The sequence below is a fragment of the Pseudomonas bohemica genome (assembly GCF_002934685.1).
Lineage (GTDB): Bacteria > Pseudomonadota > Gammaproteobacteria > Pseudomonadales > Pseudomonadaceae > Aquipseudomonas > Aquipseudomonas bohemica.
Genome location: NZ_NKHL01000113.1, coordinates 1 through 26785, shown reverse-complemented (window position 1 = coordinate 26785; position 26785 = coordinate 1). Strand labels below are relative to the sequence as shown.

Genomic DNA, 26785 nt, shown 5'->3' with positions numbered 1-26785 from the left:
AGACTCCTAACGTAGATCCAGACCGCGAGCGATCACGCCGCGCAGAATTTCCCGAGTACCCCCGCGCAAGGAAAATGCCGGGGCGACCTGGCACAAATACTCGAGCGTGCGCCTGAGCAACACAGGCGGCGGCTCGCCGTCTGTGCCAATCGCATCGGCGATCAGCAGCGGCACCGACTGCTCGAAACTGGTTCCCAGGTCCTTGACCAGCGCCGCCTCGATCACCGGGCTATGGCCAGCGGCGAGACGTCCGGTGACCGCCAGCGACAGACCGCGCAGGGTCGTCAGCTCGGCGACCAGACGCCCCAGCAGCACCGCGTCGTCGCGCTTACCGCGCTCACGCAGCCAGGCCAGCCACGCGTCCAGTAGCACCAGGCTGGAATACAGGCGTTCCGGCCCGCTGCGCTCGAATGCCAGTTCCGCCGTTACCTGCTCCCAGCCCTGCCCTTCGGCGCCGATCAGGGCATCGGCGGGCAGGTGCACGTCGTTGAAGAAGACCTCCGCGAAATGCGAGCTGCCGGTGAGGTCGCGAATCGGTCGGATGTCGATACCGGGCAGGGTCAGGTCGATGATCAGTTGCGACAAGCCGCGGTGGCGATCTTCCGGGCTACCGGAGGTCCGCACCAACGCGATCATGTAATCGCTGTGCTGGGCGTAAGTGGTCCAGATTTTCTGCCCGTTGAGCCGCCAGCCATCGCCCTCTCCATCACCAGCGCGTTGAGCTCGGCTGCGCACACTGGCCAGATCCGACCCGGCACCCGGCTCACTCATTCCGATGCAGAAGAACGCCTGCCCCTGGCAAATCCGCGGCAGGTAGAAGGCCTTTTGCGCGTCGCTACCGTATCGCAGAATCAACGGACCGCTTTGACGATCGGCAATCCAGTGCGCGGCAACCGGCGCGCCGGCACAGAGCAATTCTTCGACCACCACGAACCGCGCGAAGGCGTCCAGCTCGGCCCCGCCATAGGCTTTGGGCAGGGTCAGGCCTACCCAACCCCTGGCAGCCAGTGCGCGGCTGAAATCCGCGTCGAAACCCTGCCAGCTGCGGGCGCGAACGTCGGTGGGATACGCCGCCATACGATCCAGCAGAAAATTGCGCACTTGCTCACGCAGGGGTTCATGGGCGAGCGGTTCAGGGATGAAATCCAGAGCCTGGAGCATGGGCAGATCCCTCAGGCCGGGCGACCGGCGAGCAAGCGTTTGACCGAATATTCCATCACCACCACAGCGTTCTGATTGCTGACCGTGACCTGCTGCGTGACCACCGCACGACCGGATTTGGAGGTAGGCCGTACATCAGTGATCTGCACCACGGCCTGCACCGAGTCACCCACCAGTACCGGCGCCTTGATCACCTGCTGCAGTTCCAACAACGCCAGCCCGACGTTCTGCAGCAGAGTTTGCATGAGGATCCCTTCGATCAGGCTGTAGGTCAGCGCCGAAGGTACGGGCCGTCCGCCCTTGATGGCGCCGGGATAGTCGGCATCGATAAAGATCACCTCGGTTTGCCCGGTCACGCCGATAAAGTGGATCAAGTCGGCTTCGGTGATCGTGCGGCGAAAGGTGCGAAAGCGTTGGCCCGGGTCCAGGTCCTGCCAGAACAGGCCCTGGCCGAGCAGCGGTATCTCGTCGTGCATGAGTGACTTCCCAATGTTGTTCTTATCGAGAGACGAGACTAGCGAGGCATCAATTCGTTTTCTAATATTGTTTTTCATCACATTGATAGTGGATCGGTATCAATATGGACGTCCGTCAACTGCGCCAATTTGTCGTGCTGGCTGAAACCCTTAACTTCCGCCGGGCGGCGGAGCTGCTGCACATTTCCCAGCCACCTTTGTCTGTGGCGATCCGCAAGCTTGAGCAAAGCTTCGGTACCCCGCTGTTCGAGCGCTCGACACGCCAGGTCAGGCTGACCGAAGCAGGCGCCGCCGCGCTGGAAGACGTGCGCAAGGCGCTGTTTCATCTGGAGCAGGCCCAGCGTCACGCCCGGGAGACGGTCGAAGGGGTACGCGGCCTTTTGAGTGTGGGATGTGTGGGTTCGGCGACGCTGTCATTGATCCCACGCATCCTTCCGGATTTTCGCCGGCGTTATCCGGGCATCGACTTGGTGTTGCGGGACTACCCCTCCAATCGAATCATCGAAGAGGTCGAACGCGGGTTACTCGACGTCGGGCTGGTGCGCTCGCCGATCATCGACCGCTATCAGGTCTCCAGCGAACTGCTGGAAGCCGATCGGCTGATCGCGGTGGTGCCCGCCAGTCATGGGCTGGCTTCTCGCGCACGGATTGCCCTGGCCGAGTTGGCTGATGCGCCCTTCGTCTCTTATTCTCAGCAAGAAGCCACCGGCCTGCATTACGCAGTCAGTAGCGCCTGTCAAGCGGCCGGTTTCCTGCCCAGGGTGGTGCAGGAAACCACGCAGATTCAGGCCACCATCAGTCTGGTGGCCGCAGGTCTGGGAGTGGCGCTGGTGCCTTCGCTCCACGGGCGTCGCAGCGTGGACGGCGTGCACTTTCTCACCCTCACGGATGTGAATCTGGGGCCGGACATCGGCCTTTCGCTGATCTTCAATGCCCAGACCGAGACCCACATTGCCCGGGCATTCAGATCGACCTGCATGGACGTCATAGGCAAGAAAACCCTGTAGGATTGATGGCTATTTCATGCGCTTCGCCGTCTCGACCTGGCGGTAACCAGGCGGTGTTTTTCAAATCTGCGCCGCTTTCGCCTTTGAGCGCGACACATCTTCATACAGGGGTTCCCTGGCATTCTCCGCGGATGTTAGCTTGCTAACCTTTCTGATCGAGCGATCAGATATTCCGCATAAAACGCGTTCATAAACCGCCTGCAAAGGAATGCCCCAAGCAATGAATTTCCCCCTCAAGCGCCTGGCTGCGGCCACGCTGGTGCTGGCCAGCCTTTCGTCGTTCGCCACCTCGGCTTGCGCCAATATCACCGCGCAACAGAGCGACGCGATCCTCAAGACTTTCAATGACGCATCGATCACTGACTTCAGGCAGTTCCTGGGCCGTGTAGCCAAGAGCGATGTGGCGAAGACCGAAAAACTGGCGCCGGCCATCAACGCCTTCCTCGGTAACAAGAAGCTTTCTGCCGAACAACAAAACGAAATCCACCGCCTGCTGGGTCTGTATGCACGAGTGAAATACGGCGGCGCGGCGACCGAAACCTTGCGTGAACTGGTGGCGATTCCCACGGTTCGCAAGGACGGCGTCCCTCAGTACGAGAACCCTGAATTCATCCAGATTGCCGAGAAGATCAAGGGCCTGGCTGAGTCGTTCAATCTGCACTTTCGCAACATCGACAACCGCGTCTATGAGATTTCCCTCGAAGGCGCGGGCAAGGAAGTGGTCGGCATTCACGCCCACGCCGACGTGGTGCCGGTGACGCCGGAAAACTGGGTGCTCAAGGATGGCACTCGCCTGGACCCGTTCAAGGTTACGCTGATCGGCGACCGGATGTACGGCCGTGGCACCGAGGATGACAAGAACGGCATCGTGGTGGCGCTGTACGCCATGAAGGTGATCAAGGAAGAGAAGTTGCCATTGGCGCGCAATTTCAAGCTGCTGATCGATACCACTGAGGAAACCGCCGGCGACGCGATCCCCTATTACTTCGAACGCAACCCGGTGCCTGACTACAACCTGGCACTGGACGGCAGCTACCCGGTGGTGATTGCCGAGAAGGGCTACGGCACGGTCATGGCGACCTTTGCACGTCGTAATGCCGAGGGCGAAGGCGCTGAAGTCGCTTCGATGACCGGCGGCATGGCGACCAACCAGATCCCGTCGCGATCGGTGGTCACATTGTTGACCGACCAACCCGCCGAGCTTGCAGCCAGCCTGCAAAAAGCCGGCGCCGAATACGTTCAGCGTAACGGCGGCGATTTCGAAGTCAGCGCCAAGGTTGAAGGCACGGGCGTGACGCTGACGATCACCGGGGTGTCGGCGCACTCATCCGAACCGCAGTCGGGGGTCAACCCGGTGGCGAGGATGCTGGACTTCATCAACAGCCTCGACGGTAAGGTTGCGCTCAAGCACAACCAGATCACCGATGCCGCGCGCTACGCCGCTGACAACTGGGGTCTGGATTATCTGGGTGGCAAACTGGGGGTCGGGTTCTCCGATTCGTTCATGGGGCCGCTCACTGCATCGCTGACCTACGTGGCGATGGATGACAAAGCCTTGAAGCTTGCGGTGAACCTGCGAGTGCCCAAAGGCAAGTCCCCGGACACCCTCAAGTCCGAGATTGCGGGCAAGCTCGATGCGTGGACTCGGAAAACCCACATCACCCCGGCCTTCGACTACTCGATCGCCGAGCCGATGTACCGCAATCCCGAAGGTGAATGGGTCAAGGCGCTGCTCGCCGTTGCCAGCGAAAACCTGAACATGGAACACAAGTTCGGCACCTCCGCTGGCGCCACGTCGGTTCATGAACTGCCCAATGGCGTGCAGTTCGGTCTCGCGCGCCCTGACGTCAAATACACTGGCCACACCGACAGCGAGTTCAAGACCACCGGGCAATTTTTGCTGGACTTGCAGATCGTGACCGAAATGATGGGACGCATCGGGCAGTTGCCAAAGCTCTGATGCAAGGCGGTGGGTCAGCGGCAGGTATTCTGCTGCCCCACCCACGCCCTTCTTGCACCTTCGCGCAACCGCCTCAGCCTGCCGAAATGGCTGGTACGGCTGGGCGGCCCCAATCTGCCCACAGCTTGGCGATGGCTGCGTAATCATCGCGGCCATAGCCGGCGTTCGCGGCGATCTCGTAAACCGAATGCGCGCCTTGAATGGCGAACAGCGGAACGCCAAGGTTTTGCGCCAGTTGCAGCGCCAGCACCGAATCCTTTCGCGCTGCATCCAGCGGCATACCCCCCGCATAGTTACTGTCGACGATGCGCTCGGCATAACGATGGGTCAGCGGACGCTGGATGCCCATTTGCGCGTCGGACAGCATGGCGATCAATTTCCCGGTGTCGACACCCGCAGCAGTCGCCATCGATCCCGCTTCCGCCACCACCACCATCACCGCATGGGCCACGGCATTGTTGATGACCTTGGCCGCCGCGCCCGCCCCGGTTTCGCCGAAGTAGATCTGCCGGGTGGCAATCGCATCCAGTACCGGTTTGGCAGCCTCGACAGCCTGCAGCGAACCGCCTACCGCCAATGACGCACTGCCCGCCGCCATCTGCCCGACACCGGCCAGCACCGACGCATCGATCACTTCAATGGCGTAGGGTTTGAGCAGGCGTTGCAAGGCATGCATGTCTTCGGGGTTGACGGTGCTGGTTTCGACCACCACGGTTCCAGCGCCAAGGTGGGGCGCAATCTGTTTGACCACGGCCTGGGAAATGCTGGGGCTGGGCAGCGAAAGCACCACCACCCGGGTGTTACCGAGCTCTTGCGGGGCATTGATGGCGACGCCTGCAAACTGCTCGGCGGCGCGGGCGATCAGGGCCTGATCCAGGTCAGCGACCTTGACCGGGAAATGCCGGGCGATGCGCTCGGCAATCAGAAAGCCCATGTTGCCCAGGCCATACACTGCAACTTCACCTGTGTTTTGCATCTCGATCTCCAACGAATGAATAAGTCGGCAGCACGCCGTCAGACAGGGTCAGACGCCTTTGCGCGTCTTCAAAGAAAGCACCAGGCACCAGGCCGATCAACGAGCAAGCGGTCAGGCCCAGCAGCCCACCTTGAATGGAACCGGTCTGCTCCTTGATGGCGCCAAAAGCGGCGGGCGCGGCGAATCCCCCCAGGTTGCCCAGGGAGTTGATCAGGGCGATGCCAGCCGCCAACGCCTTGGGTTCCAGCGACACGGCGGTCATGGACCAGAACACCGAGTTGCAGGACTTGTATCCGACTGCCGCAATGGTCAGCGCGAACAAGGCGAACCACGGGCTGCCGAAGGTGGCCAGCAGCATGCCGATCGCCATCAGCAACAGAGCCCCGGCGACCAGCAGTTTGCGGTGACCCTTGTTATCGGTCAGTTTGGCCAGGGCATACATGGCGAACACCGCAAAGATCCAGGGGATCGCCGAGAGCAGTCCGACCTGAAAATTGTTGATGCCGTCGATCTGGCGCAGGATCCCCGGCAGCCAGAAGGTCACCGTGTAGCCGGTCATGGTGGAGGTGAAATAAATCGCGCAGAGCTTGAGCACCGTGGGCTGCATCAGCAGCTTCAATTGCGAATGACGCTGCTGGCTGGTGACGCGACTGGCTTCGTCGGCATCGACAGCCCTCTGTAAAGCACTCTTCTCTTCGGCGCTCAGCCATTTGGCATCCCTGATGCTGGACACCAGCCAGAGAATGCTCGCCAGCCCCGCCAGGATCGATACCCCGCCTTCGATCAGGAACATCCAGCGCCAACCCGCCAACCCGAGCCAGCCATGCATTTCCAGCAACGCGCCGCTGACCGGCCCCGTGACGATGTAAGCCAGCGCGGATGCACTGAGAAAAATCGCCACGGCCCGCCCGCGATGGGCATCCGGTAACCAGACGCTGAAGTAGTAGATCACCCCGGGAAAGAACCCCGCCTCCATCGCCCCCAATAGAAACCGCAGCACGTAGAAACTCGTCTCGCCCTGGGTGAATGCCATCAGGCCGGTGACCAGCCCCCAGGAGATCATGATCCGAGTCAGCCAGACCCGCGCGCCCAGCCGTTTGAGGTAGAGGTTGCTCGGTACTTCGAACAGCGCATAGCCGACGAAGAACAGCCCGGCACCCAGGCCGAAGGCCGCGGCGCCAATGCCCAGATCGGCCTTCAATACATCCTGGACGAAGCCCAGGTTGGTCCGGTCGATCTGATTGATCAGCAGCATCAGTACCGTCAGCGGCACCATGCGCCGGTAGAACTTGCGAACCGCTGACTTCACCGCCGAGCTGTCCTCGGCGGTCAGCGTCGCTGAAAGAGTGGTCATGTTTCTTATCCTTCTTATTGTAAGTTGCGGCCCGGGCCTTCAACGGCCATGGGGTGGCAGATGCAACTGCACGGTTTCGCCATCGGAGCCCGGCAGCGCGGGAAACGACAGGCGCACCTGCGGATCGTGGCCCGGAATTACCCGAGTGTCATCGTCTCCCGCCAGCTTGCGTGCCAGGCGCCAGCCCTGGGTCATGTCACCCAGATTGAAGAAGATCGGAAACGGGTCGTTGCGTCTGAGGTTGTCGTAGTAATGAGCAGCGTCGCTGGCCAGCACCACCGGGCCGCGCGCGGTCTGCACTCGCACCATCTGCAAGCCGTCAGTGTGGCCACCGACATGATGCAGGCTCACCCCCGGCGCGAGCGTCGCATCCCCATCGTGAAACTCCACGCGCTCGGCATACACCGCGCGCACCATGCTCACCACGTCTTCTACATCGAACGCGCCACGCATGCAGCTCATGCACATGTGGCGTCCGGTGGCGAAACTCATCTCGCGGTCCTGCAAGTGAAAGCGTGCGTTGGGGAACAGATTCAGGTTGCCGGCGTGATCGTAATGCAGGTGAGTGATGACCACGTCACGGATGGACGCAGGAGCGCAATCCATCGCCTGCAAGGCCTCATCCACCGGGCGCAGAATGGTCCGGGTGCGCCGGTCATTGGGGGCCTTGGCCGCCCGTTGTTGCGCGACCTCGATGCTGAACCCGGTATCGACCAGGATCTCGCGCCCCCCGGCACGCAACAGCCAGACGAAATAATCCAGTGGCATGTCGGCGTCGTGGGGATCCGGAGCATGCATGAAATTGTCTGCGGCCTGGCGGTTCTGCATGCCGTAGCGCAACGCATAGATTTCCCAGTTCATGAGGCTCTCCTATTACCCGGTGACGGCAGTGCGGACGGGAAAACGCTCGCGCGCGAAACCGGCCACCACCAGGGTGGCAAGTCCGGCCATTGCCGCCGCCAGCAGCAGGCCGGCACTGTAGTTGCCGGTTGTGGTCTTGATCCAGCCCATGACCGAGGGCCCCATGAACCCCGAGAGGTTCGCCAGTGCGTTAATGGTGGCGATCCCGGCAGCCGCCGCGCCGCCGGACAGAAAGGTGCCCGGCAGGGTCCAGAACACAGGCTGGCAGCCATAGATACCGAACGCGGCGATGGCGAAGCACAGCATCATGAGCACCGGCGAACTCACCAGGGCGGCCGCGGCAAAGCAACTGGCGCCGACAAACAGGGCGAAGACCAGGTGCCACTTGCGCTCTGCATATCGGTCTGAACGACGTCCCCAGTAGACCATGCTCAAGGTGCCGACGATGGGCGGAATGGCAGCCACCAGACCGGTCTGCAAGGTGCTCAGCCCAAAATCGCGAATGATCGTCGGCAGGAAGAAGCCCATGGTGTAGTTCATGTACACCACGCTGAAGTACACCAGGCCCAGCAGCAGGACCATCGGATGGGACAGGGTTTTCCATACACCCGGCTTGCTGTCCTGCGGCCCTGCGCGCTCCTCGTCGGCCAGGCGCTGGCTGAGCCAGGTACGCTGTTCGGGGGCAAGCCAACTGGCCTGATGCGGATGATCGGTCAGGCACTTGAGCACCACCACGGTCAGAATCAACGCCGGAATCGCCTCCAGCACAAACATCAACTGCCAGCCCGACAGGCCGTCGTGGCTTCCCAGCCCCAGCAGCCATCCCGAGAGCGGCGCACCGATCACGCTGGAGAACGGCAACGCGGTCATGAAGTACCCCACGACCCTGGCCCGATAGGCGCTGGGAAACCACAACGTCAGGAAGAAGATCACACCCGGGAAGAACCCCGCCTCGGCCGCACCGAGCAACAGGCGCAAGGTGTAGAACACCGTTTCGTGGCTCAATCCCGTTGCGTGGGCGATCTGCGGGATCAATCCCATCGCACCCGACAAAATCCCCCAGGTGAGCATGATACGGGCGATCCAGCGGCGGGCGCCAAAGCGGTGAAGCATCAGATTGGAGGGCACTTCGAAGACGAAGTACGTCAGGAAGAAGACCCCGGCCCCCAGCCCGTACACTGCCGAGGAAAAGCCCAGCTCCTGGTTCATGGTCAACGCGGCGAACCCTACGTTGACCCGATCGAGGTAGGAAACGATGTAGCAAATCACCAACAACGGCACGACGCGGAACATCACGCGCTTCATGGTTGTGGCTTCGAGCAAACGAGTCGCTTCGGACATGACATCACCTTGAGGTGGATATTGTTATTTTCAGGTCTGGCGAACATTCAGGCGGCGGGAGAAACCACCCGCCACCAACCGTTGACCCGCCCTGCCGCGAGACAGGACGGATCGCTGACAGCGGCCCCTATCACTTGGCCACGGCCAGCGGGTTTTCATGCAGGCCGAAATACAGGCTTTTCACCTGGGCGTAGAGGCGCAGGCCATCGATACCTTTCTCGCGACCGATGCCGCTGCTCTTGAAGCCCCCGAACGGCGTGCTGGTGACCGATTGCTTGTAGGTGTTGATCCACACCGAGCCGGCCTCCAGGGCGCGACCGATTCGCCAGGCGCGCTTGAAGCTTTCGGTCCAGATGCCGCAGGCCAGTCCGAACGCCGTGCCGTTGCCCTGGGCGATCAGGTCGGCTTCATCGCGAAACGGCAGCACGACCAGCACCGGGCCAAAGGCTTCCTCCTGGCACGACAACGCCTCCGGGCCCAGCCCGTCGATTACCGTAGGCAGGTAATACGCGCCTTTGCTGTAGTCGGCGCCATCGGGGATGGCCCCGCCGCACAGCACACGCCCGCCTTCGCTGCGGGCGCGATCGACGAAACGGATCACCCGTTCGCGATGATGGAAGGACGCCAGCGGCCCCATCTCGACGCCTGGCGCGTCAGGCGCGGCGACTCGCAGTTCACGGGCGCGTTGAACCACACGTTCGAGTACATCCTGATAAATACTTTGTTCGATGAACAGGCGCGAACCAGCGACGCAGGACTGCCCGGCAGAACCAAAGATACCGGCCACCACAGCCGCCACGGCGTGCTCGATGTTGGCATCGGCAAACACGACGTGGGGCGATTTGCCGCCCAACTCCAGCGCAACCGGAATCAGACGCTCGCCGGCCACCTTGCCGATCGCCTGGCCGGAATGCGTGCCGCCGGTGAAGGAAACCATCCTCACACCGGGGTGCGCGACCAGCGCAGCACCGACAGTCGCGCCACGGCCCTGAACCACCTGCAACAGACCTTCCGGCAAACCGGCGGCCAGGGCGATGCGCAGCAGCTCCGGCGCCAGCAGCGGAGAGTCTTCCGAGGGTTTGAGCAATACCGCGTTACCGGCAGCCAGTGCCGGTGCGACCTTGGTGGCGTCATTCATGATCGGCGAGTTCCACGGCGTGATCGCCGCGACCACGCCGTAGGGCTCCAGCACCGTGAACGACACATAATCGCCCCGCGCCGGCGTGACGTCGGTTTCGAGGGTCTCGCACACCGAGGCGTAGTACAGAAAGGTGCCGACGGCTGAGTCGACCATGCCGCGGCATTCGCCGATCGGCTTGCCGTTATCACGCATCTGCAGTTGAGCCAGCGACTCTTTTTCCGCGGCAAGGCCATCGGCAATGGCTCGTAAGACCGCAGCCCGGCGGTGTGGCAGCAAGGATTTCCAGCCGGACTCGTTGAATGCCTTCCAGCCACGGGCGACAATGCCGTCCAGTTCATCCACCGATGTCACAGGCACCCGGCCCACTTGCAAGCCGGTGGCAGGATCGGTGCTGATGAGGAATTCTTCGGGGGTGAATGCATTCATGACGGACTCCGTTTTCTTGTTGATGGGAACCAGTCTGAGTGCAGATTTGGCAGACAGACAACCAGCACGTTGTCGCCATTATTGGCGATAAGGTTATTAATAATGGCCTGTCGATATCCACCCGCGAACGGCAGTAAAACAGCAGGGATCAGGCGCCTAACTTCGCCTGCCATGAGCGCATTCGAGAATCACGAGAAAACCGATGAGCAAGCGTGACGGATACACGAGCCCGGAACAGAGCCACCACACCATCGCCGAACCTGTGGCCGCGGTGATCGAAGCCATCGAAACGGACATCATCAAAGGGCGGATTCTGCCCCGTACGCGCCTGATCGAAGATCATCTGATGGACGATTACGATGCCAAGCGCCATGTGGTACGCGCCGCGCTGGTCGAACTCGAGCGCTTGGGGGTGGTCGTCAAGCCGCCGCATCTCGGCGCGCAGATTCGTCGCTTCGACGCCCAAAGCCTTAATGACCTGTATCGCATGCGCAGCGTGCTGCACCGGGCGGCCGTTTCCATGATGACCTTGCCCGTTGCCCCGCAGCGCCTGGAAAAGGTGACTGCTGCCATGCAGGCCCATGCCGCTGCGGCACAAAGCGGGGACATCATCCAGATCAACCGCGCCAACATGCATTTTCATCGCGAGCTGTACGGGTTGTGCGACAACCCTTACCTGGCTGAATCCATTCGCTTGCATGACTGGCTGAGCTTTCCGGCGCGGGCCTATGGCGTCGCCGACACCGAGGCGCTGGAGCAAGCCTGTCAGGAGCATGCAGAAATGGTCGATGCCCTGCGCAGCTGCGACCGCGAACGCCTGGATCATCTGTCTTACGGGCACATGGACCGAGCGCGGGCGATTTACGCCGCGAAATTCCTGAGCAAATGAGCCTTACTGCAAGCATCCGCGCTGGCTGGCGAAGCGCCTTGCGAAGCGAGTCAGCCCTCCCCCAATAACGGACACACCTGCGCCGCCCGTTCAGCCAGCAGGTTGCGCAGCGCGTTCATCTGTGCGACGCGTTCGTCCAGCGCGGCGATCTTTGCGGTGTTTTAGGCATCGCGCAGAGCCTACCGTTATCCAAACGCCGCGTCTCTGAAACGCCTCTCGCGGATGGGCGTGTCCAGGATGCCTCGGGGTGACATCCACCTTCCCCGTGATAGAGCCCTGACCGCCCCCGCTATGTGCGCCAGCGAACAGACAGGCGCGCGCCCCGAAAGCCACACTCGTGGCTGCAACGCTACGTCCCGAAGGCGCTGTCGCTGCTGGCGCGACGCGTTGGTGCACCTCTCAAAATGCGCATCTGCATTGCGTATTCAGACCTGAGACTCTATGAACAGCATTTGGACACGCATACAAAAAGCAGCCGCGCGTACGCTTGATTTTGGCCGAACCGGTCGGCTCTCCTCACCTCGATTCGAATACGAACCCATGCTGCGCTCGGAGCTGTTCAGCGCCGATCAGATGGCAAGCCACGGGATCGCCCTGGCCGGGCTGCATCGACTCAGCGCCCTGTCGGCGCGCGACTCGATGCTGCGTCGGCTCGATGACAACGAACAATTGCTGTTGCGCAGTTGTACGGCGCTGGCCCGGGCGCAGAAATCCAGTCGGCGAGTGACACCGGCAGCAGAATGGTTGCTGGACAATTATTTCCTGGTCGAAGACCACATTCGCACCGCCAGAACTCACCTTCCCAAAGGCTACAGCCGCGAGCTGCCGCGCCTGATCAACGGCCCCTCCGCCGGACTGCCTCGGGTCTACGACATTGCCCTGGAAACCATCTCCCACGGCGACGGACGCGTTGACGAGCAGAGCCTGAGCCGCTTTATCACGTCTTATCAGACGGTAGTGCCGCTGGCCCTTGGCGAACTGTGGGCGATCCCGATCATGTTGCGCCTGGCCCTGATCGAAAACCTGCGCCGGGTTGCCTCGCGAGTGATGGCCAATGCCGAGGAGCGCAACCTGGCCGACGACTGGGCAGAACGGCTGATCGAGATCTCCGAGCAGGACAGCAAGAGCGTGGTGCTCACCGTGGCCGACATGGCCCGCTCGGCGCCACCGATCACTGCGGCCTTCGTCGCCGAGTTCACCAGGCGCCTGCAAGGGCAAAGCGCAGCCCTGGCCATGCCCTTGAACTGGATCGAGCAGGTGCTCAGCGAGACCGGTTCGAGCATCGAGCGGCAGGTCCAGCTCGATGCCCAGCAACAGGCCGCCGATCAGGTGTCCATCGGCAACAGCATTGGCAGTCTGCGCCTGCTGTCGGCCATCGACTGGCGCGAGTTCGTCGAAAGCATGAGCCACGTCGAGCAGACCCTCGCCGAAGACCCCGCGCGGATTTACCCCGCCATGGATTTCGGCACCCGCGACAGTTACCGCCATGTCATCGAACGCCTGGCCCGGCGCAGTTCTGGGCAGTCAGAAATCCAGGTGGCGCGCGCTGCCATCGATCTGGCGACCCAGCGCCGCGCCAGCGCGCCCGGCGACCGGCTCGCGCATCATGTCGGCTTTTACCTGATCAGCGCCGGGCTCTCGACCCTCGAACGGCAGCTCGATGCCCGTATACCGATTCACGAGCGCTGGAAGCGTCTGGTGCTGCTGTCCCCGTTGATGTTTTACCTGGCGCCGGTGGCGCTGCTGACGCTGTTGTTCGCCTGGCCGTTGCTGGCCTCGGCGTCGGGCGATGGCGCATCCGCTATCGCGCTGATCCTGCTGGCGATCCCGTGCCTGATCATGACCAGCCGCCTGGCGATCGGTCTGATCAACTGGCTGGTGACCTTCAGCATGCCGCCCGCCGTGCTGCCGAAAATGGATTACGCCACCGGCATCCCCGATAGCGCGCGTACCCTGGTGGTGATTCCGACGCTGATCGCTACGCTGGTGGATGTCGACGAACTGGTCGAAGGCCTGGAGGTACGCTTTCTGGCCAACCGCGACCGCAATCTGTATTTCGCGTTGCTCAGCGACTTTCTGGATGCCGCTCAGGCCGCTGAACCGCTGGACGCCGAACTGCTCGCCAAAGGCGGCCAGGCCATCACCTCGCTCAATGAAAAATACGCCGACGGCCAGGGCGACCGCTTTTTCCTGCTGCACCGCCCACGGCTGTGGAACCCTGGCGAGCAAGTGTGGATGGGCCACGAGCGCAAGCGCGGCAAACTGGTGGAACTCAATGCCCTGTTGCGAGGCGAAGGCCGCGAACGCTTCCAGTCGATCGTCGGCGACATCGCGCCGCTGCAAGGCGTGCGCTACGTCATTACGCTGGACACCGACACCCTGCTGCCACGGGATGCCGCCCGTCAATGTGTGGCAGCGATGATGCACCCCTTGAACCGGCCCGTGTTCGACGACGTGAGCGAGCAGATCGTTTCCGGCTACGCCGTACTCCAGCCGCGAGTGGGCGTCAGCCTGACCAGCGCCACGCGTTCGATCTATGCTCGACTGTTCGGCAGCGATGCGGGCGTGGATCCGTACACCCGCGCGGTGTCGGACGTCTATCAGGACCTGTTCCAGCAAGGCTCTTTCATCGGCAAGGGCATTTATGACGTCGATGCCTTCTCCCGCGCGCTGGAAGGCTGCCTGCCGGACAACCAGATCCTCAGCCACGACCTGATCGAGGGCTGTTACGCCCGCGCCGGGCTGCTCAGTGATGTGCAGCTCTACGAGCAATACCCCTCGCGCTACGCAGTGGACGTCAAACGTCGACATCGCTGGATACGCGGCGACTGGCAACTGCTGCCGTGGACACTGCCCCGCGCGCGCAACGCCGATCACGCATGGGTACGCAACCGACTCAGCACCATGGCGCGCTGGAAAATCCTCGACAATCTGCGCCGCAGCCTGGAGCCGATGGCGCTGTTGGTGATGTTCGCCTGGGGCTGGTTTTCCAGCACAGAACCTCTGGGCTGGACGGTGGCGGTGGCCGGATTGCTGGTCATTCAGCCGACGCTCCGAGCGCTGATCGACGCGCTGTACGCACCCAACGACGTGCCTTACCGCCCGCATTTCGGCGCGGTATCGGGGCACCTGGGGCACGACCTGGCCTGCGCCTGCCTGACCATCGCCTGGTTGCCTTTCGAGATGTATTACAGCGCCGACGCAATCCTGCGTTCGCTGTGGCGTATCGGCTTCAGCCGACGCCTGCTGTTGCAATGGCAACCCTCACGTGAAGTGGAGCGCACCCTCGGCAACAGCCTGTCCGGGCTTTATCGGCAGATGTGGATTAGCCCCGCCGCGGCGGTCGTTTCGCTGGCCGTTCTATTGGGTAGCCCTTTGACGCTCGCCATTGCCAGCCCGGTCTTGCTGGCCTGGCTGATTGGCCCCTGGCTGGCCTGGCGGCTGAGTTCCGCGCCTCGACAATCGGTGTTCTCGCCCTCGGTCGACGAGCTGCGTTTCCTGCGTGTGCTGACCCGCAAGACCTGGGCGTTTTTCGACCAATACGTCGGCCCGCAAGACAATTGGCTGCCACCGGACAACGTGCAGGAAGAGCCGAAACCGGCGATCGCCCATCGCACCTCGCCCACCAATATGGGCATGGCGCTGCTGGCCCATCTGGCGGCCCACGACTTCGGTTACCTGAGCACCGAGCGGCTATTGACCCGGCTCGCCGCTTCGCTCGACAGCATGAACGGCCTGGAGCGTCATCGGCAGCACTTCTACAACTGGTACGACACGCAGACCCTCGAACCGCTACGCCCGCATTACATCTCCACGGTCGATAGCGGCAACCTGGTCGGGCTGCTGTTGACCTTGCGCACAGGGCTTGTGCAACTGGCCGATGCGCCCCTGTTCGGCCCGGCGGTGGCCAAGGGTTTGCACGATACCCTCGACACCCTTGCCGAAGCACAACAGGCGGCAGGCATCGATGAGTACGCGCTCAACGAGCTGCGAAAACGCCTCGAACACGCCGCCCACGCGGCGGATATCGACACCCTTGCCGACATCTTGCACACCGCCCGGATCATGCTTGCCAGCATGCAGTTGGGCAATGACGATGAAAGCCTCTATTGGCGGGAAGCGTTCACCCGCCAATGCCTGGACTGGATCGAAGAGTTACAGCGCTATCGCCTGCCAGCCTCGCTGACGGCGAGCCAGCCCTCGCCGGGTACGCTGCGTCAACTGGCGTCCCTCGATCCGGCCGACTGGGCCGCTGAGGATCGGCCAACGGTCGAGCGAGTGCGCGGGGACGCCGCAGAGCGCTTCGCAACCCTGCATCGTCTGGCTTCGCTGGCCACTTCGCTGGCACAGATGGATTTCTCGCTGCTCTACGACAGCCCTCGAGATCTCTTCGTGATCGGCTATAACGCCGACGACCGCCGGCTCGACACCGGCCATTACGACCTGCTCGCCTCCGAGGTGCGGCTGACCAATTTTGTGGTCATCGCCCAGGGACAGATCCCGCAGCGCGCCTGGTTCACCCTGGGTCGCCTGTTGGGCGAAAACGCCGGGATACCGACGCTGCTGTCGTGGTCCGGCTCGATGTTCGAGTACCTGATGCCGATGCTGGTGATGCCCAATTACGACGGTAGCCTGCTGGACCAGACATGCCGCTCGGCAGTAGCGGTGCAGATCGAACACGGCAACAACCTGGGCATCCCCTGGGGGGTCTCGGAGTCGGGTTATTACACCCTCGATGCGAACTCCAACTATCAGTACCGCGCCTTCGGCGTTCAGGGCCTCGGGCTCAAGCGCGGGCTCAGCGACGACATCGTGATCGCGCCTTACGCCAGCGCCCTGGCATTGATGGTGGATGCGGACGCGGCCTGCAAAAACCTGCAGCGCCTCGCCTTGCAGGGCTCTGCCGGGCGCTTCGGGATGTACGAAGCGGTGGATTACACCGAAGCCCGCTTGCCTCGCGGCCAACGTTTCGCCGTGGTCCATTCGTTCATGGCTCATCACCAGGGCATGAGCCTGCTGGCCTTGACCAGCGTCCTGCTCGACCGACCCATGCAACGGCGTTTCGAGGCCGACCCGGCGCTGCAATCGACCCTGCTGCTGTTGCAGGAACGCGTTCCCAACGCCACCGCGCCATATCTGCAAGCCGCACAGTCAGCGATATCCGACGATAGCGGCCAAGGCCAGGATGCCGGGCTGCGGGTGTTCGTCGACCCCGGACGCAAACGCCCTGCGGTGCAATTGCTGTCCAACGGTCGCTATCACGTCATGCTCTCCAGCGCGGGCGGCGGTTACAGCCGTCGCCACGACATGGCACTGACCCGCTGGCAGGAAGACGTCTCACAAGATAACTGGGGCATGTTCTGTTACCTGCGGGATGTCGAAAGCGGCACGTTCTGGTCGGCCGCACATCAACCCACGCTGCACCGACCCGAGAGCCGCGAAGCGATCTTCAGCGATTCCCGCGCCGAGTTTCGCGCGCGCAATCTGGACTTCGACACCCACATGGAGATCGTTGTCTCGCCGGAGGACGACATCGAGCTGCGTCGCCTGCACATCACCAACCGCGCCTCGGTGGCGAAAACCCTGGAGATCACCACCTACGCCGAAGTGGTGCTCACGTCGCCGAGCAACGACGCGATGCATCCGGCGTTCAGCAAACTGTTCGTGCAGACCGAGTTACTGCCGCAGTTGCAGGCCATCGTCTGCAATCGCCGCCCCCGTGCCAGCGACGAGGCCACGCCGTGGATGTGTCACTTGCTGGCGGCCCATGGCGTCGACATCGATGCGATTTCCTACGAAACCGACCGCGCCCGGTTCATTGGTCGCGACCGCAACCTGGCAACCCCCGCCGCGCTGGACCCGGACTGCGCGCGCCTGTCCGGCACCGCCGGGCCGGTACTCGATCCGGTCATCGCGATTCGCTGCAGGGTCACTCTGCAACCCGGCCAGCAAGGCACCATCGATCTGGTCACCGGTATTGCCGATAGCCGCGATGGCTGTCTGTTCCTGATCAACAAGTACCGCGACCGTCATCTGGCGGATCGGGTGTTCGATTTGTCGTGGACCCACAGTCAAGTGCTGCTGCGCCAGCTCAACGCCTCGCTGTCGGACGCACGGTTATTCGAGCAGATGGCCGCCTCGCTGCTGTACGCCAATGCATCGATGCGCGGGGACAACGCCGTATTGATCGCCAACCGGCGCAATCAGTCGGCGCTGTGGGGGCAGGCGATTTCTGGCGATTTGCCGATCGTGCTGTTGCAGATCCACACCGTGGAAAACATCGGACTGGTGCAGCAATTGGTGCAGGCCCACGCCTATTGGCGACAGAAAGGCCTGGTGGTGGATCTGTTGATCTGGAATGAAGATCAGGCCGGCTATCGCCAGCAGCTGCAAGACGCAATCATGGGCTTGATCACCTCGGGCAGCGAGGCGACGCTGGTGGACCGTCCAGGCGGAATTTTCGTGCGCCAGACCCAGCAGATGTCCAGCGAAGACCGCACCCTGGTGCTGTCCGTAGCCCGGCTGGTATTCAACGATGGGCTCGGCACGCTGAGCGAACAGCTTCATCGTCGTCGACTGTCGCCGGTGCATGCACCCTTCGTGGCGACCCGGACGTATCAGCCTGAACTGCGCCCCTCAAGCCAACCGGGTTTGGCCCCGGCTGCGCTGCTGCTGAACAACGCCTACGGCGGTTTCAGTGCCGACGGCAGCGAGTACGTGATCGACGGGCTGGCATCCGAACCGACGCCCGCACCCTGGGTCAACGTGTTGGCCAACGCGCGCCTTGGCACCGTGCTCTCCCAGGCAGGCAGCGCCTACACCTGGGCTGAAAACGCTCATGAATTTCGCCTGACGCCGTGGCACAACGACCCGGTCACCGACCGCGGCGGCGAGGCGATTTACCTGCGTGACGAACAGACCGGGCACTTCTGGTCGCCGACACCGCAACCGTGCCCCGGCAGCGGCGCCTACCGCACCCGCCATGGCTTTGGCTACAGCGTGTTCGAACACGAAGAGGACGGTATTTACAGCGAATTATGGGTCTACGTGGCCCTGGATGCGCCGATCAAGTTCTCACGGCTGTTGCTCAGCAATCGCTCCGGGCGCAGCCGCTCATTGAGCGTTACCGGTTATGTAGAGTGGGTGCTGGGCGATCTGCGCAGTAAATCGGCGATGCATGTGGTGACGCAGTCAGACCCGGTCAGCGGCGCCTTCTTCGCGCGCAATGCCTATTCCATCGAGTTCACCGAACGGGTGGCGTTCTTCGACACCGACACCATCGATCATGGCATCAGTGGCGACCGCACCGAGTTTCTCGGCCGTGGCGGCACCCTGGCCGAACCGGCTGCGATGCGCCACGCCGGGTTGTCCGGGCGCATGGGCGGTGGCCTCGATCCTTGTGCCGCGCTGCAAGTTGCGGTCGAGCTTGACGAAGGTCAAACGCGGGAAGTGATTCTGCGTCTGGGCGCCGAGACCTCGAGCCGCGCCGCCACCGGCCTGGTGCAGCAGTTCAGGGGCAGTCAGGCGGCAGCCACGGAGCTGCAGAAAGTACGCGATCACTGGCGGGCCCTGTTGGGCGTCATACGCGTCGAAACCCCTTCGCCCGCGGTCGACGTGATGGTCAATGGCTGGTTGATGTATCAGGTGATCGGCTGCCGGTTCCAGGCGCGCAGCGGCTATTACCAGTCGGGCGGCGCCATCGGTTTCCGCGATCAGTTGCAGGACAGCATGGCGATGATCCACGCCGACCCGGCTGCGGTCCGCGCGCACCTGCTGCTGTGTGCCAGCCATCAATACCTCGAAGGCGACGTGCAGCACTGGTGGCATCCGCCGATGAATCGCGGCGTGCGCACGGCCTGTTCCGATGACTTCCTGTGGCTGGCGGCCGCGACCAGCCGTTACGTCGAACTGACCGCCGATCTCAGTGTGCTGGAAGAGCCCGCAGGCTATCTGGAGGGGCGTGTTTTAGCGGCGGGCGAGGAATCCTATTACGACCTGCCGGGTACCTCGCCGACGCGGGAATCGCTGTATCGGCATTGCGTGCGGGCCATCGAACACAGCCTGCGCCGGGGTCAGCACGGGCTTCCGCTGATGGGCAGCGGCGACTGGAACGACGGCATGAATCGCGTCGGCCAGCATGGCGTCGGTGAAAGCGTGTGGCTGGGTTTCTTCAGCTATCAAGTGCTCGAGCAATTTGCCTTGACCGCGCGTCTGCATGGCGACGTCGCGTTCGCCCAGGCGTGCAGCGACAACGCTCTCGTGTTACGTGGCAATCTCGAGCAGCATGCCTGGGACGGCGCCTGGTACCGTCGCGCCTGGTTCGACAATGGGCAGGTGCTGGGCTCGGCGGGCAATGTCGAATGCCGCATCGACTCCATCGCCCAAAGTTGGTCAGTGCTCTCCGGCGTGGGCTCGACCAGTCGACAGCGTCAGGCCATGCAGTCGCTGAACGAACATCTGGTCAAACCGGACATTCGCGCAGTCCTGCTGCTTGATCCGCCATTCGACAAGGGCACCCTGGACCCCGGCTACATCAAGGGGTACGTGCCTGGCGTGCGGGAAAACGGCGGTCAATACACCCACGCTGCGGTCTGGGCGGGGATGGCGTTTGCGCAACTGGGTGATGCGGCCAAGGCGTGGGAGGTGCTGAGCCTGATCAACCCCGCCCACCCGGCGAACATCCTCCGCATCGACACCTACAAGGTCGAACCCTACGTCATGGCCGCCGACGTCTATGGCACCGAACCCCATGCAGGCCGCGGCGGCTGGACCTGGTACACCGGCTCGGCGGGCTGGATGTACCGCTTGATCGTGGAATCCTTGCTGGGCGTTCAGCGCAATGGTCAGTCGCTGCGGATCGAACCGCTGATTCCCGACGACTGGCCGGGGTTCAAGCTGCAGTACCGTTTCGGCGCCACGCTGTTTCACTTCGATGTCCGTCAGGGCGATGGGGCCGTCACGTCCATGATCCTCGACGGCGAACGGCTGAACGACAGCGCGCTGGTTCTGCAGGACGACGGCGTCGAGCACCGGGTCGTGGTGGATTGCCGCGCGGTTTACCGCCATCGGTCAGAGGAGCGCACGCACGCCGTCGATAAATAGTGAACCAAGCCCAGTGGTCGTGGACAGAAGAGTACCCTGCAGTTGCACGCTGCTCTCCTGCCACGGTATATCGCCATGAATGCTTCACCCCGGCCCAGTCACAATCATCTGCTCGCGGCGCTGCCAGCCAGCGATCTGCAGCGTCTGACGCCCCATCTGGAACAGGTCAGCCTGGCGCTGGGTGATGTGTTGTACGAGCCGGGCGATACCTTGCGCCATGTTTACTTCCCCACTGATTCCATCGTGTCACTGCTGCACGTGACCGAAAATGGTTCGTCTACGGAAATCGCCGTGGTCGGCAACGAAGGGCTGATTGGCATCGCGCTGTTCATGGGCGGAGAAAGCACCTCCAGTCGCGCCGTGGTGCAAAGCGCGGGGAGCGCATTGCGCTTGCCGGGCGAGAAGCTCAAGGCAGAGTTCAATCGTCATGGCGACCTGTTGTTGCTGATGCTGCGCTACACCCAGGCGCTGATTACCCAGATGTCCCAGACCGCCGTGTGCAACCGCCACCACTCCATCGACCAGCAACTGTGCCGCTGGCTGCTGTTGTCGCTGGACCGCCTGCACGGCAATCGCCTGAGCATGACCCAGGAACTGATCGCCAACATGCTCGGCGTACGCCGCGAAGGCGTCACTGAAGCCGCCGGCAAACTCCAGCGCCAGGGCGTGATCGAATACAGCCGCGGTCAGATCACCGTCCTCGACCGCCCGCGCCTGGAGAGGCTCAGCTGCGAATGCTACCTGGTGGTCAAGACCGAAACCGACCGGCTATTGCATTACACGCGGCGGCAGAATGATTGATGAGTGGCCGCATAGCGTGTCGAGCGCGACTGCACGCTCCAATGCCGTTGGCCTCAGTCAAAAAACTTCATGCCTGCATAAGGTTGTAGCCTGCATCGCGCTAGCCTCGAAGCCAGGCTGCCCACATGCACTTCCAGCCGGTGCCTATCGGGATCCAGAAAATAAAACGAGTCGCCTTCACTTGCGTTGGGTTTCCATTCAATGACCTGATGCATCCGCAGATACGCAGTTAGCTGTCCAAAAGCGTGCTGCTCAACCGAAAAAGCATAATGCGTATAATCCGAGGACCGTTCCGAAGCGCGGTTGTTATCCAGGGACAAACATAGCCATAAATCTCCCAATATCAGATAGGCGCCCTTATCCCAACGAGCAGCCAATCTGAAACCCAGTAGGTCTACATAGAACTCGACGCTTTGGGACAGGTTTACAGTCGCCAGCGTCAGGTGGTTCAAGCCAGTCAACGTCAGCAGCTATCCACCAGGCTAGACGCAGATCACATCGTACTCGCGCCCCTCACCCTCTGCATCTGCCATCAACGTGGAGCACCGCCTAGCTGCCGGGAATACTTAATCATTGATGCCACACTTCACGTGCTGTATGCGGTGCAGGATTCTCTGGCATTCGGGATCAATGTCCCTGTTTATTCTGGAAAAACAACGCCCGACGCCCTAGTGCAACTTTCGGGCATTTCTGATTTGATTGTGCATTGGCAGGTGACTGCCACGTTCATTACGGGAAATCACCATGCGTCACTGGGGGCAGCTCTGAATAGCCTGACTCGAGAAGAGCTGGAGGCCGAGGTCGTGCGCTTGCGCATGGAGCTGGCTCGGATGCATGGCGCCGAAACCGCCCTGCGTCAGAGTAATGAGCGCTCGAGCACCATTCTGGAAACCATCGAAGCGGCGTTCGCCATCGTCGAAGTCAAGTTCGACGCCGACGACCATCCTGTGGACTACCGTTTCGTCGAAGCCAACCCGGCGTTCGAACGGCAGGCGGGCGTCAACCTGCAGGGGAAATGGGTCACCGAGTTCGCCCCGGATCTGGAAAGCTTCTGGTTCGAAACCTATGGCCATGTGGCGAAAACCGGTGAACCTGCCAACTTCGAAAATTACGCGAGTCACTTTGAACGCTGGTTCGATGTGCGGGCTATCCGCGTCGGCAACCCGGCGGACCGCAAAATCGCGATTTTCTTCAGCGATGTCACAGAACGCCGACGAGCGCAAGAGCGCCTGCTGGTCAGCGAAGCGATCGCCCGCGAGAACGTCGAACGCGTCCAGCTGGCCCTTGCAGCGGGCGCGATCATCGGCACCTGGCACTGGCACCTGCCGAGCGATCGCTTCACCGTGGATGAAGCCTTTGCCCGGGCATTCGGCCTGGATCCGGCGCTGGGTCGCGAGGGGCTTAGCCTTGGGCAGGTGATCGCTACCGTCCACCCCGAGGACCGCGAGGGGCTCAAGACCGCCATAACAGCCGCCGTCAGCCGGGGAGGCGCTTATGTGCATCAATACCGCGTCCGGCGCGTGGACGGCGCCTATTACTGGCTGGAGGCCAATGGCCGCGTGGAACTGGCCGAAGATGGTACGCCGTTGCGCTTTCCCGGCGTGCTGATCGACGTCGAAGAACGCCGCTCGGTCGAAGACGAACGCGATCGGGCGACCGCCGCCCTGCGCGCGCTCAACGACACCCTGGAACAGCGGGTCGTCGAACGTACCGCCGAGCTGATGCAGGCCGAAGAAAAACTGCGACAGTCGCAGAAAATGGAGGCCGTCGGCCAGCTGACCGGCGGCATCGCCCATGACTTCAACAACCTGCTCGCCGGCATATCCGGTGCGCTGGAGCTGATGAACAACCGCATCTTTCAGGGCCGCTTCAACGACGTCGACAAATACATCGTTGCCGCACAGGCCGCCACCCGCCGCGCCGCCGCCCTCACCCATCGTCTGCTGGCCTTCTCCCGCCGGCAGACCCTCGACCCCAGGCCCACCAACGTAAATGCCCTGATGCTGGGTATTACCGACATGATCCAGCGCACCGTCGGTCCGGCCATTTGCCTGCAGACCCTTGGCGCCCCGGGTCTCTGGTCGACGTTGGTGGATGCCGGTCAGCTTGAAAACGCACTGCTGAACCTGTGCATCAATGCCCGCGACGCCATGCCCGAAGGCGGCAGCATCACGATAGAAACCGCCAACCAATGGATAGATCGCGACGTGGCGGGTGCCCACGATATTCCCGAGGGCCCTTACGTTTCTCTGTCGGTGACCGATACCGGCACCGGCATGTCGCCGGAAATCATGTCCAAGGCGTTCGACCCGTTTTTCACGACCAAACCGATCGGTCAGGGCACCGGGCTGGGCCTGTCGATGATCTACGGTTTCGCCAAGCAGTCCGGCGGGCAGGTTCGGGCAAATTCACAGGTGGGCGAAGGCACTACCATGTGCATCTACCTGCCCCGCTACAACGGTGAAGCACTGGCCGAAGAAAGCGATGTCGGCAGCACTCTGGGGCCGGTGGCCGGGGCCAGCGAGACGATCCTGGTGGTGGACGATGAACCGACCGTGCGCATGCTGTTGATGGACGTCCTCGCCGACCTCGGCTACACCGTGCTGGAAGCCGCTGACAGTGTCGCCGGGCTGACTGTCCTGCGCTCCGACGTGCATATCGATCTGCTGATCACCGATGTAGGTCTGCCGGGCGGGATGAATGGCCGGCAGATGGCCGACGCAGGACGAGAGGTCCGGCCCGACTTGAAGACGCTGTTCATCACCGGCTACGCGGAAACCGCGGTCCTGGGCAACGGCAATCTCGGTGCGGGGATGTGGGTGTTGACCAAACCTTTCGCGGTGGACGCGCTAACTTTACGGGTGCGCGAATTGATGAGCAGCTGACCTCCGGCAAACGGGCGATTGCCTGTTGAGTGATTGTTCGCTCTGACCGAACTGTGATGCCAGTTCATGCGGATTTATCCGACCAAAGCAAACCAGCAAGATACGACTCATGGGCGATTCGGCCCACGGACTCTCAACCTGGAGCACTCTCATGAACACAGCATCGTTGAAGACAGCCATCGTCACCGGCGGCTCTCGTGGCATCGGTCAAGCCATTGCCAAACGCCTGGCCGCTGACGGTTTCGCGGTCGTGATCAATTTTTCGAGCAACGCTGCCAGGGCGCAGGAAACCGTAGCCGCCATCGAAGCCAGCGGTGGCAAGGCCATCGCGATTCAGGGCGATGTCGGCAACCCCGATAATGTCGCCGCATTGTTCAACGGCGCCAAACAGGCTTTCGGGCGAATCGACGTCGTGGTCAACAGCGCTGGCGTCATGCCAATGGCGAAGATCCGCCAGGCCAGTCTCGCCGACTTCGACAAGGTTATCGCCACCAACCTGCGCGGCGCGTTCCTGGTGCTGGCTCAGGCTGCCGCCCATGTGGAGGACGGCGGTCGGATCATCGCCTTGTCCACCAGCGTGATCGCCAAGTCGTTCCCGGCCTACGGCCCGTACATCGCGTCGAAGGCTGGCGTCGAGGGCCTGGTGCATGTGCTGGCCAACGAGCTTCGCGGACGCCAGATCACGGTGAACGCCGTAGCGCCTGGCCCGGTCGGTACCGACTTGTTCCTTGAAGGCAAAAGCGAGGAGCAGGTCAGGCAGATCGCCAGCCTGGCGCCACTGGAACGGCTGGGCACGCCTGAAGACATCGCCAATGCGGTGGCCTTTCTTGCAGGCCCGGATGGCGGCTGGATCAACTCTCAAGTGTTGCGCGCCAATGGCGGGTTTGCCTGATTGAGATGGGGAGCGTGAGGTTTTGAACCCAGTCGCGAATATTCGCCGAGCGCGAGCCGATGAGGCTCATTCCATCGCCGTGCTCATCGATGAAGCGTACTCGCCCTGGATTGCGCGGATCGGTCAGAAGCCAGGGCCGATGCTCGAGGATTACACGCGGGTCATCGTGCACGACATCGTGTTCGTCCGCACCGACGACTCCGGGATCATTGGCGTGCTGGTGCTGAGCCAGGACGCGCATGAGCTGCTGCTGGGGAATGTGGCCGTGGCGTCTCGTTGCAAGGGTCAGGGCATTGGTAAGGAATTGATAGCGTTTGCCGAGGATTACGCCCGTGGCCAGGGCTGCGAGGCGATTCGGCTTTATACCCATGAGTCGATGAGCGAAAACCTGGTGATCTACCGGAAGCTGGGCTATCAGGAGACTCATCGGGCCACGGAGCATGGCTTTCCCCGGGTGTTCATGCGTAAGGTGCTGTGATTTGTTGACTCTTTACTCAACGTTTACGGAGTCTGGACGTTCGTTTACAGGGAAAGGGTGTTTCATAGATCCATGGCGAACCCAAACATCTCGCCAGAGGAGACACCATGATTTCGAAGATGACCCAAGCCTTGATCCTGTCCGGTTGCCTGGTCGCTGCGGGTGCGGCGTCGGCAAGTGATCGCGATATGGTTGTGCCCGTCATCGCCGGGGCGGCAGTGGGCGCGGTGCTGGCCACCGTGATCAGCGGTTCGGAGCATGATCACCACCGTTCTCATTATCAGGATTACCGGCCACAGCCGCGTTATCAGCCCGTGTATCAGCCGGTGGCCTATATGCCAGCGCAGCGTGTGGAGTACCGTCGCTTCGCCCCACCACCGCCTCATGAGTATTACGGTCGGGGGTATGACCGTCAGTTTGATCATCGTGGGGAGGGTCGTTGGTAATTTCGTTTGGTCGTGAATGGACCGCTGTCAGTGATGATGGCGGTTTTTTCTTTTTGGGGTTTCGGCGTTGGGCTTTGAGGGTATATCCGTTATTAGCGTGGCGCTGATATTGGTAAAAGCAAAGCAACATAGGGGACTTGAAGCTTGGCGCTATCCCAGTAGGAGACGTCGGAGGTTACGACGGCAGCGAACGCGGTGGGTCAGTTATACCTGTGCTGCCTGGCAGTCCGCTTTCGCGGCTGTCGCACAGCTCCAGCAGCTCCGACAGAGATAGCGTCAGTCTTCAGGGCCTGATCCGGCGTTTGCTCTGCTGTAGATCTCCAGACACGCCGAACGCGACTCGGGTGCAGGCCGAACGCTAGCTCTGCTGCGTGGGACGATCAGCATCGATGCCGCGAAGCCGCCGCCATGGGACGCTCACAGGAGGTTTGAAGCTCGGCGCTATCCCTGTAGGAGACGTCGGAGGTTACGACGGCAGCGAACGCGGTCGGTCAGTTATACCTGTGCTCCCTGGCAGTCCGCTTTCGCGGCTGTCGCACAGCTCCAGCAGCTCCCACAGGGATAGCGTCAGTCTTCAGGGCCTGATCCG

Annotated in this window: 16 protein-coding genes and 1 pseudogene; 9 read left to right on the top strand and 8 right to left on the bottom strand. The window is 62.2% G+C overall.

The genetic code is table 11. The features are described 5' to 3' along the window. Positions 1 to 6: 6 nt before the first annotated feature. Complete coding sequence (locus CE491_RS18035) at positions 7 to 1161, bottom strand: acyl-CoA dehydrogenase family protein (RefSeq protein WP_110949694.1); 1155 nt, start codon at positions 1159 to 1161, stop codon at positions 7 to 9. 11 nt (positions 1162 to 1172) lie between these two features. Further along, positions 1173 to 1637: a MaoC family dehydratase gene (locus CE491_RS18030; RefSeq protein ID WP_110949693.1), complete on the bottom strand. Its 465-nt coding sequence runs from the start codon at positions 1635 to 1637 to the stop codon at positions 1173 to 1175. Positions 1638 to 1741: 104 nt separating this feature from the next. Between CE491_RS18030 and CE491_RS18025 the strand changes: the two genes are divergently transcribed. Together CE491_RS18025 and CE491_RS18020 are read left to right on the top strand one after the other, a co-directional pair. Continuing rightward, a complete protein-coding gene (locus CE491_RS18025; protein WP_110949692.1) occupies positions 1742 to 2644 on the top strand; it encodes a LysR family transcriptional regulator in 903 nt (300 codons plus the stop codon). A gap of 220 nt (positions 2645 to 2864) precedes the next feature. Further along, complete coding sequence (locus CE491_RS18020) at positions 2865 to 4604, top strand: dipeptidase (protein ID WP_110949691.1); 1740 nt, start codon at positions 2865 to 2867, stop codon at positions 4602 to 4604. A gap of 73 nt (positions 4605 to 4677) precedes the next feature. On the opposite strand, the gene CE491_RS18015 is transcribed toward CE491_RS18020, so the two are convergent. From CE491_RS18015 to CE491_RS17995, 5 genes are all read right to left on the bottom strand, one after another. After that, positions 4678 to 5580: an NAD(P)-dependent oxidoreductase gene (locus CE491_RS18015; protein ID WP_110949690.1), complete on the bottom strand. Its 903-nt coding sequence runs from the start codon at positions 5578 to 5580 to the stop codon at positions 4678 to 4680. Further along, a complete protein-coding gene (locus CE491_RS18010) occupies positions 5564 to 6934 on the bottom strand; it encodes an MFS transporter (RefSeq protein WP_110949689.1) in 1371 nt (456 codons plus the stop codon). The genes CE491_RS18015 and CE491_RS18010 overlap by 17 nt, the downstream gene beginning before the upstream one ends. A 39-nt stretch (positions 6935 to 6973) precedes the next feature. After that, a complete protein-coding gene (locus CE491_RS18005; protein ID WP_110949688.1) occupies positions 6974 to 7795 on the bottom strand; it encodes an N-acyl homoserine lactonase family protein in 822 nt (273 codons plus the stop codon). Between the two features lie 12 nt (positions 7796 to 7807). Next, positions 7808 to 9136: an MFS transporter gene (locus CE491_RS18000; RefSeq protein ID WP_110949687.1), complete on the bottom strand. Its 1329-nt coding sequence runs from the start codon at positions 9134 to 9136 to the stop codon at positions 7808 to 7810. A 130-nt stretch (positions 9137 to 9266) separates the two neighbouring features. Continuing rightward, complete coding sequence (locus CE491_RS17995; protein ID WP_110949686.1) at positions 9267 to 10703, bottom strand: aldehyde dehydrogenase; 1437 nt, start codon at positions 10701 to 10703, stop codon at positions 9267 to 9269. Positions 10704 to 10905: 202 nt separating this feature from the next. Between CE491_RS17995 and CE491_RS17990 the strand changes: the two genes are divergently transcribed. The 3 genes from CE491_RS17990 (at position 10906) to CE491_RS17980 (ending at position 21495) form a co-directional block, all read left to right on the top strand. Beyond that, positions 10906 to 11592 (top strand): GntR family transcriptional regulator, encoded by a 687-nt coding sequence (locus tag CE491_RS17990; protein WP_110949685.1) that lies wholly within the window; start codon positions 10906 to 10908, stop codon positions 11590 to 11592. A 441-nt stretch (positions 11593 to 12033) separates the two neighbouring features. Then, entirely contained in the window at positions 12034 to 20694 is an 8661-nt protein-coding gene (locus tag CE491_RS17985) for a GH36-type glycosyl hydrolase domain-containing protein (protein WP_110949684.1), read from the top strand. A 75-nt stretch (positions 20695 to 20769) separates the two neighbouring features. Then, positions 20770 to 21495, top strand: a complete 726-nt coding sequence (locus CE491_RS17980) for a Crp/Fnr family transcriptional regulator (protein ID WP_110949683.1) — start codon at positions 20770 to 20772, stop codon at positions 21493 to 21495. Between the two features lie 53 nt (positions 21496 to 21548). On the opposite strand, the gene CE491_RS17975 is transcribed toward CE491_RS17980, so the two are convergent. Beyond that, positions 21549 to 21956, bottom strand: a complete 408-nt coding sequence (locus tag CE491_RS17975; RefSeq protein WP_234407622.1) for a VOC family protein — start codon at positions 21954 to 21956, stop codon at positions 21549 to 21551. A gap of 369 nt (positions 21957 to 22325) precedes the next feature. On the opposite strand from CE491_RS17975, the pseudogene CE491_RS17970 reads away from it, so the two are divergent. The 4 genes and pseudogenes from CE491_RS17970 to CE491_RS17955 form a co-directional block, all read left to right on the top strand. Continuing rightward, positions 22326 to 24380 (top strand): annotated as a pseudogene (locus CE491_RS17970) (ATP-binding protein); the annotation flags it as partial. A 151-nt stretch (positions 24381 to 24531) separates the two neighbouring features. Next, complete coding sequence (locus CE491_RS17965) at positions 24532 to 25272, top strand: SDR family oxidoreductase (protein WP_110949681.1); 741 nt, start codon at positions 24532 to 24534, stop codon at positions 25270 to 25272. 22 nt (positions 25273 to 25294) lie between these two features. Further along, positions 25295 to 25750 carry a GNAT family N-acetyltransferase gene (locus tag CE491_RS17960; RefSeq protein WP_110949680.1) on the top strand — a complete coding sequence of 152 codons (456 nt, stop codon included), beginning with the start codon at positions 25295 to 25297 and terminating at the stop codon, positions 25748 to 25750. 107 nt (positions 25751 to 25857) lie between these two features. Continuing rightward, positions 25858 to 26196 carry a hypothetical protein gene (locus CE491_RS17955; RefSeq protein WP_110949679.1) on the top strand — a complete coding sequence of 113 codons (339 nt, stop codon included), beginning with the start codon at positions 25858 to 25860 and terminating at the stop codon, positions 26194 to 26196. Positions 26197 to 26785 lie beyond the last annotated feature (589 nt).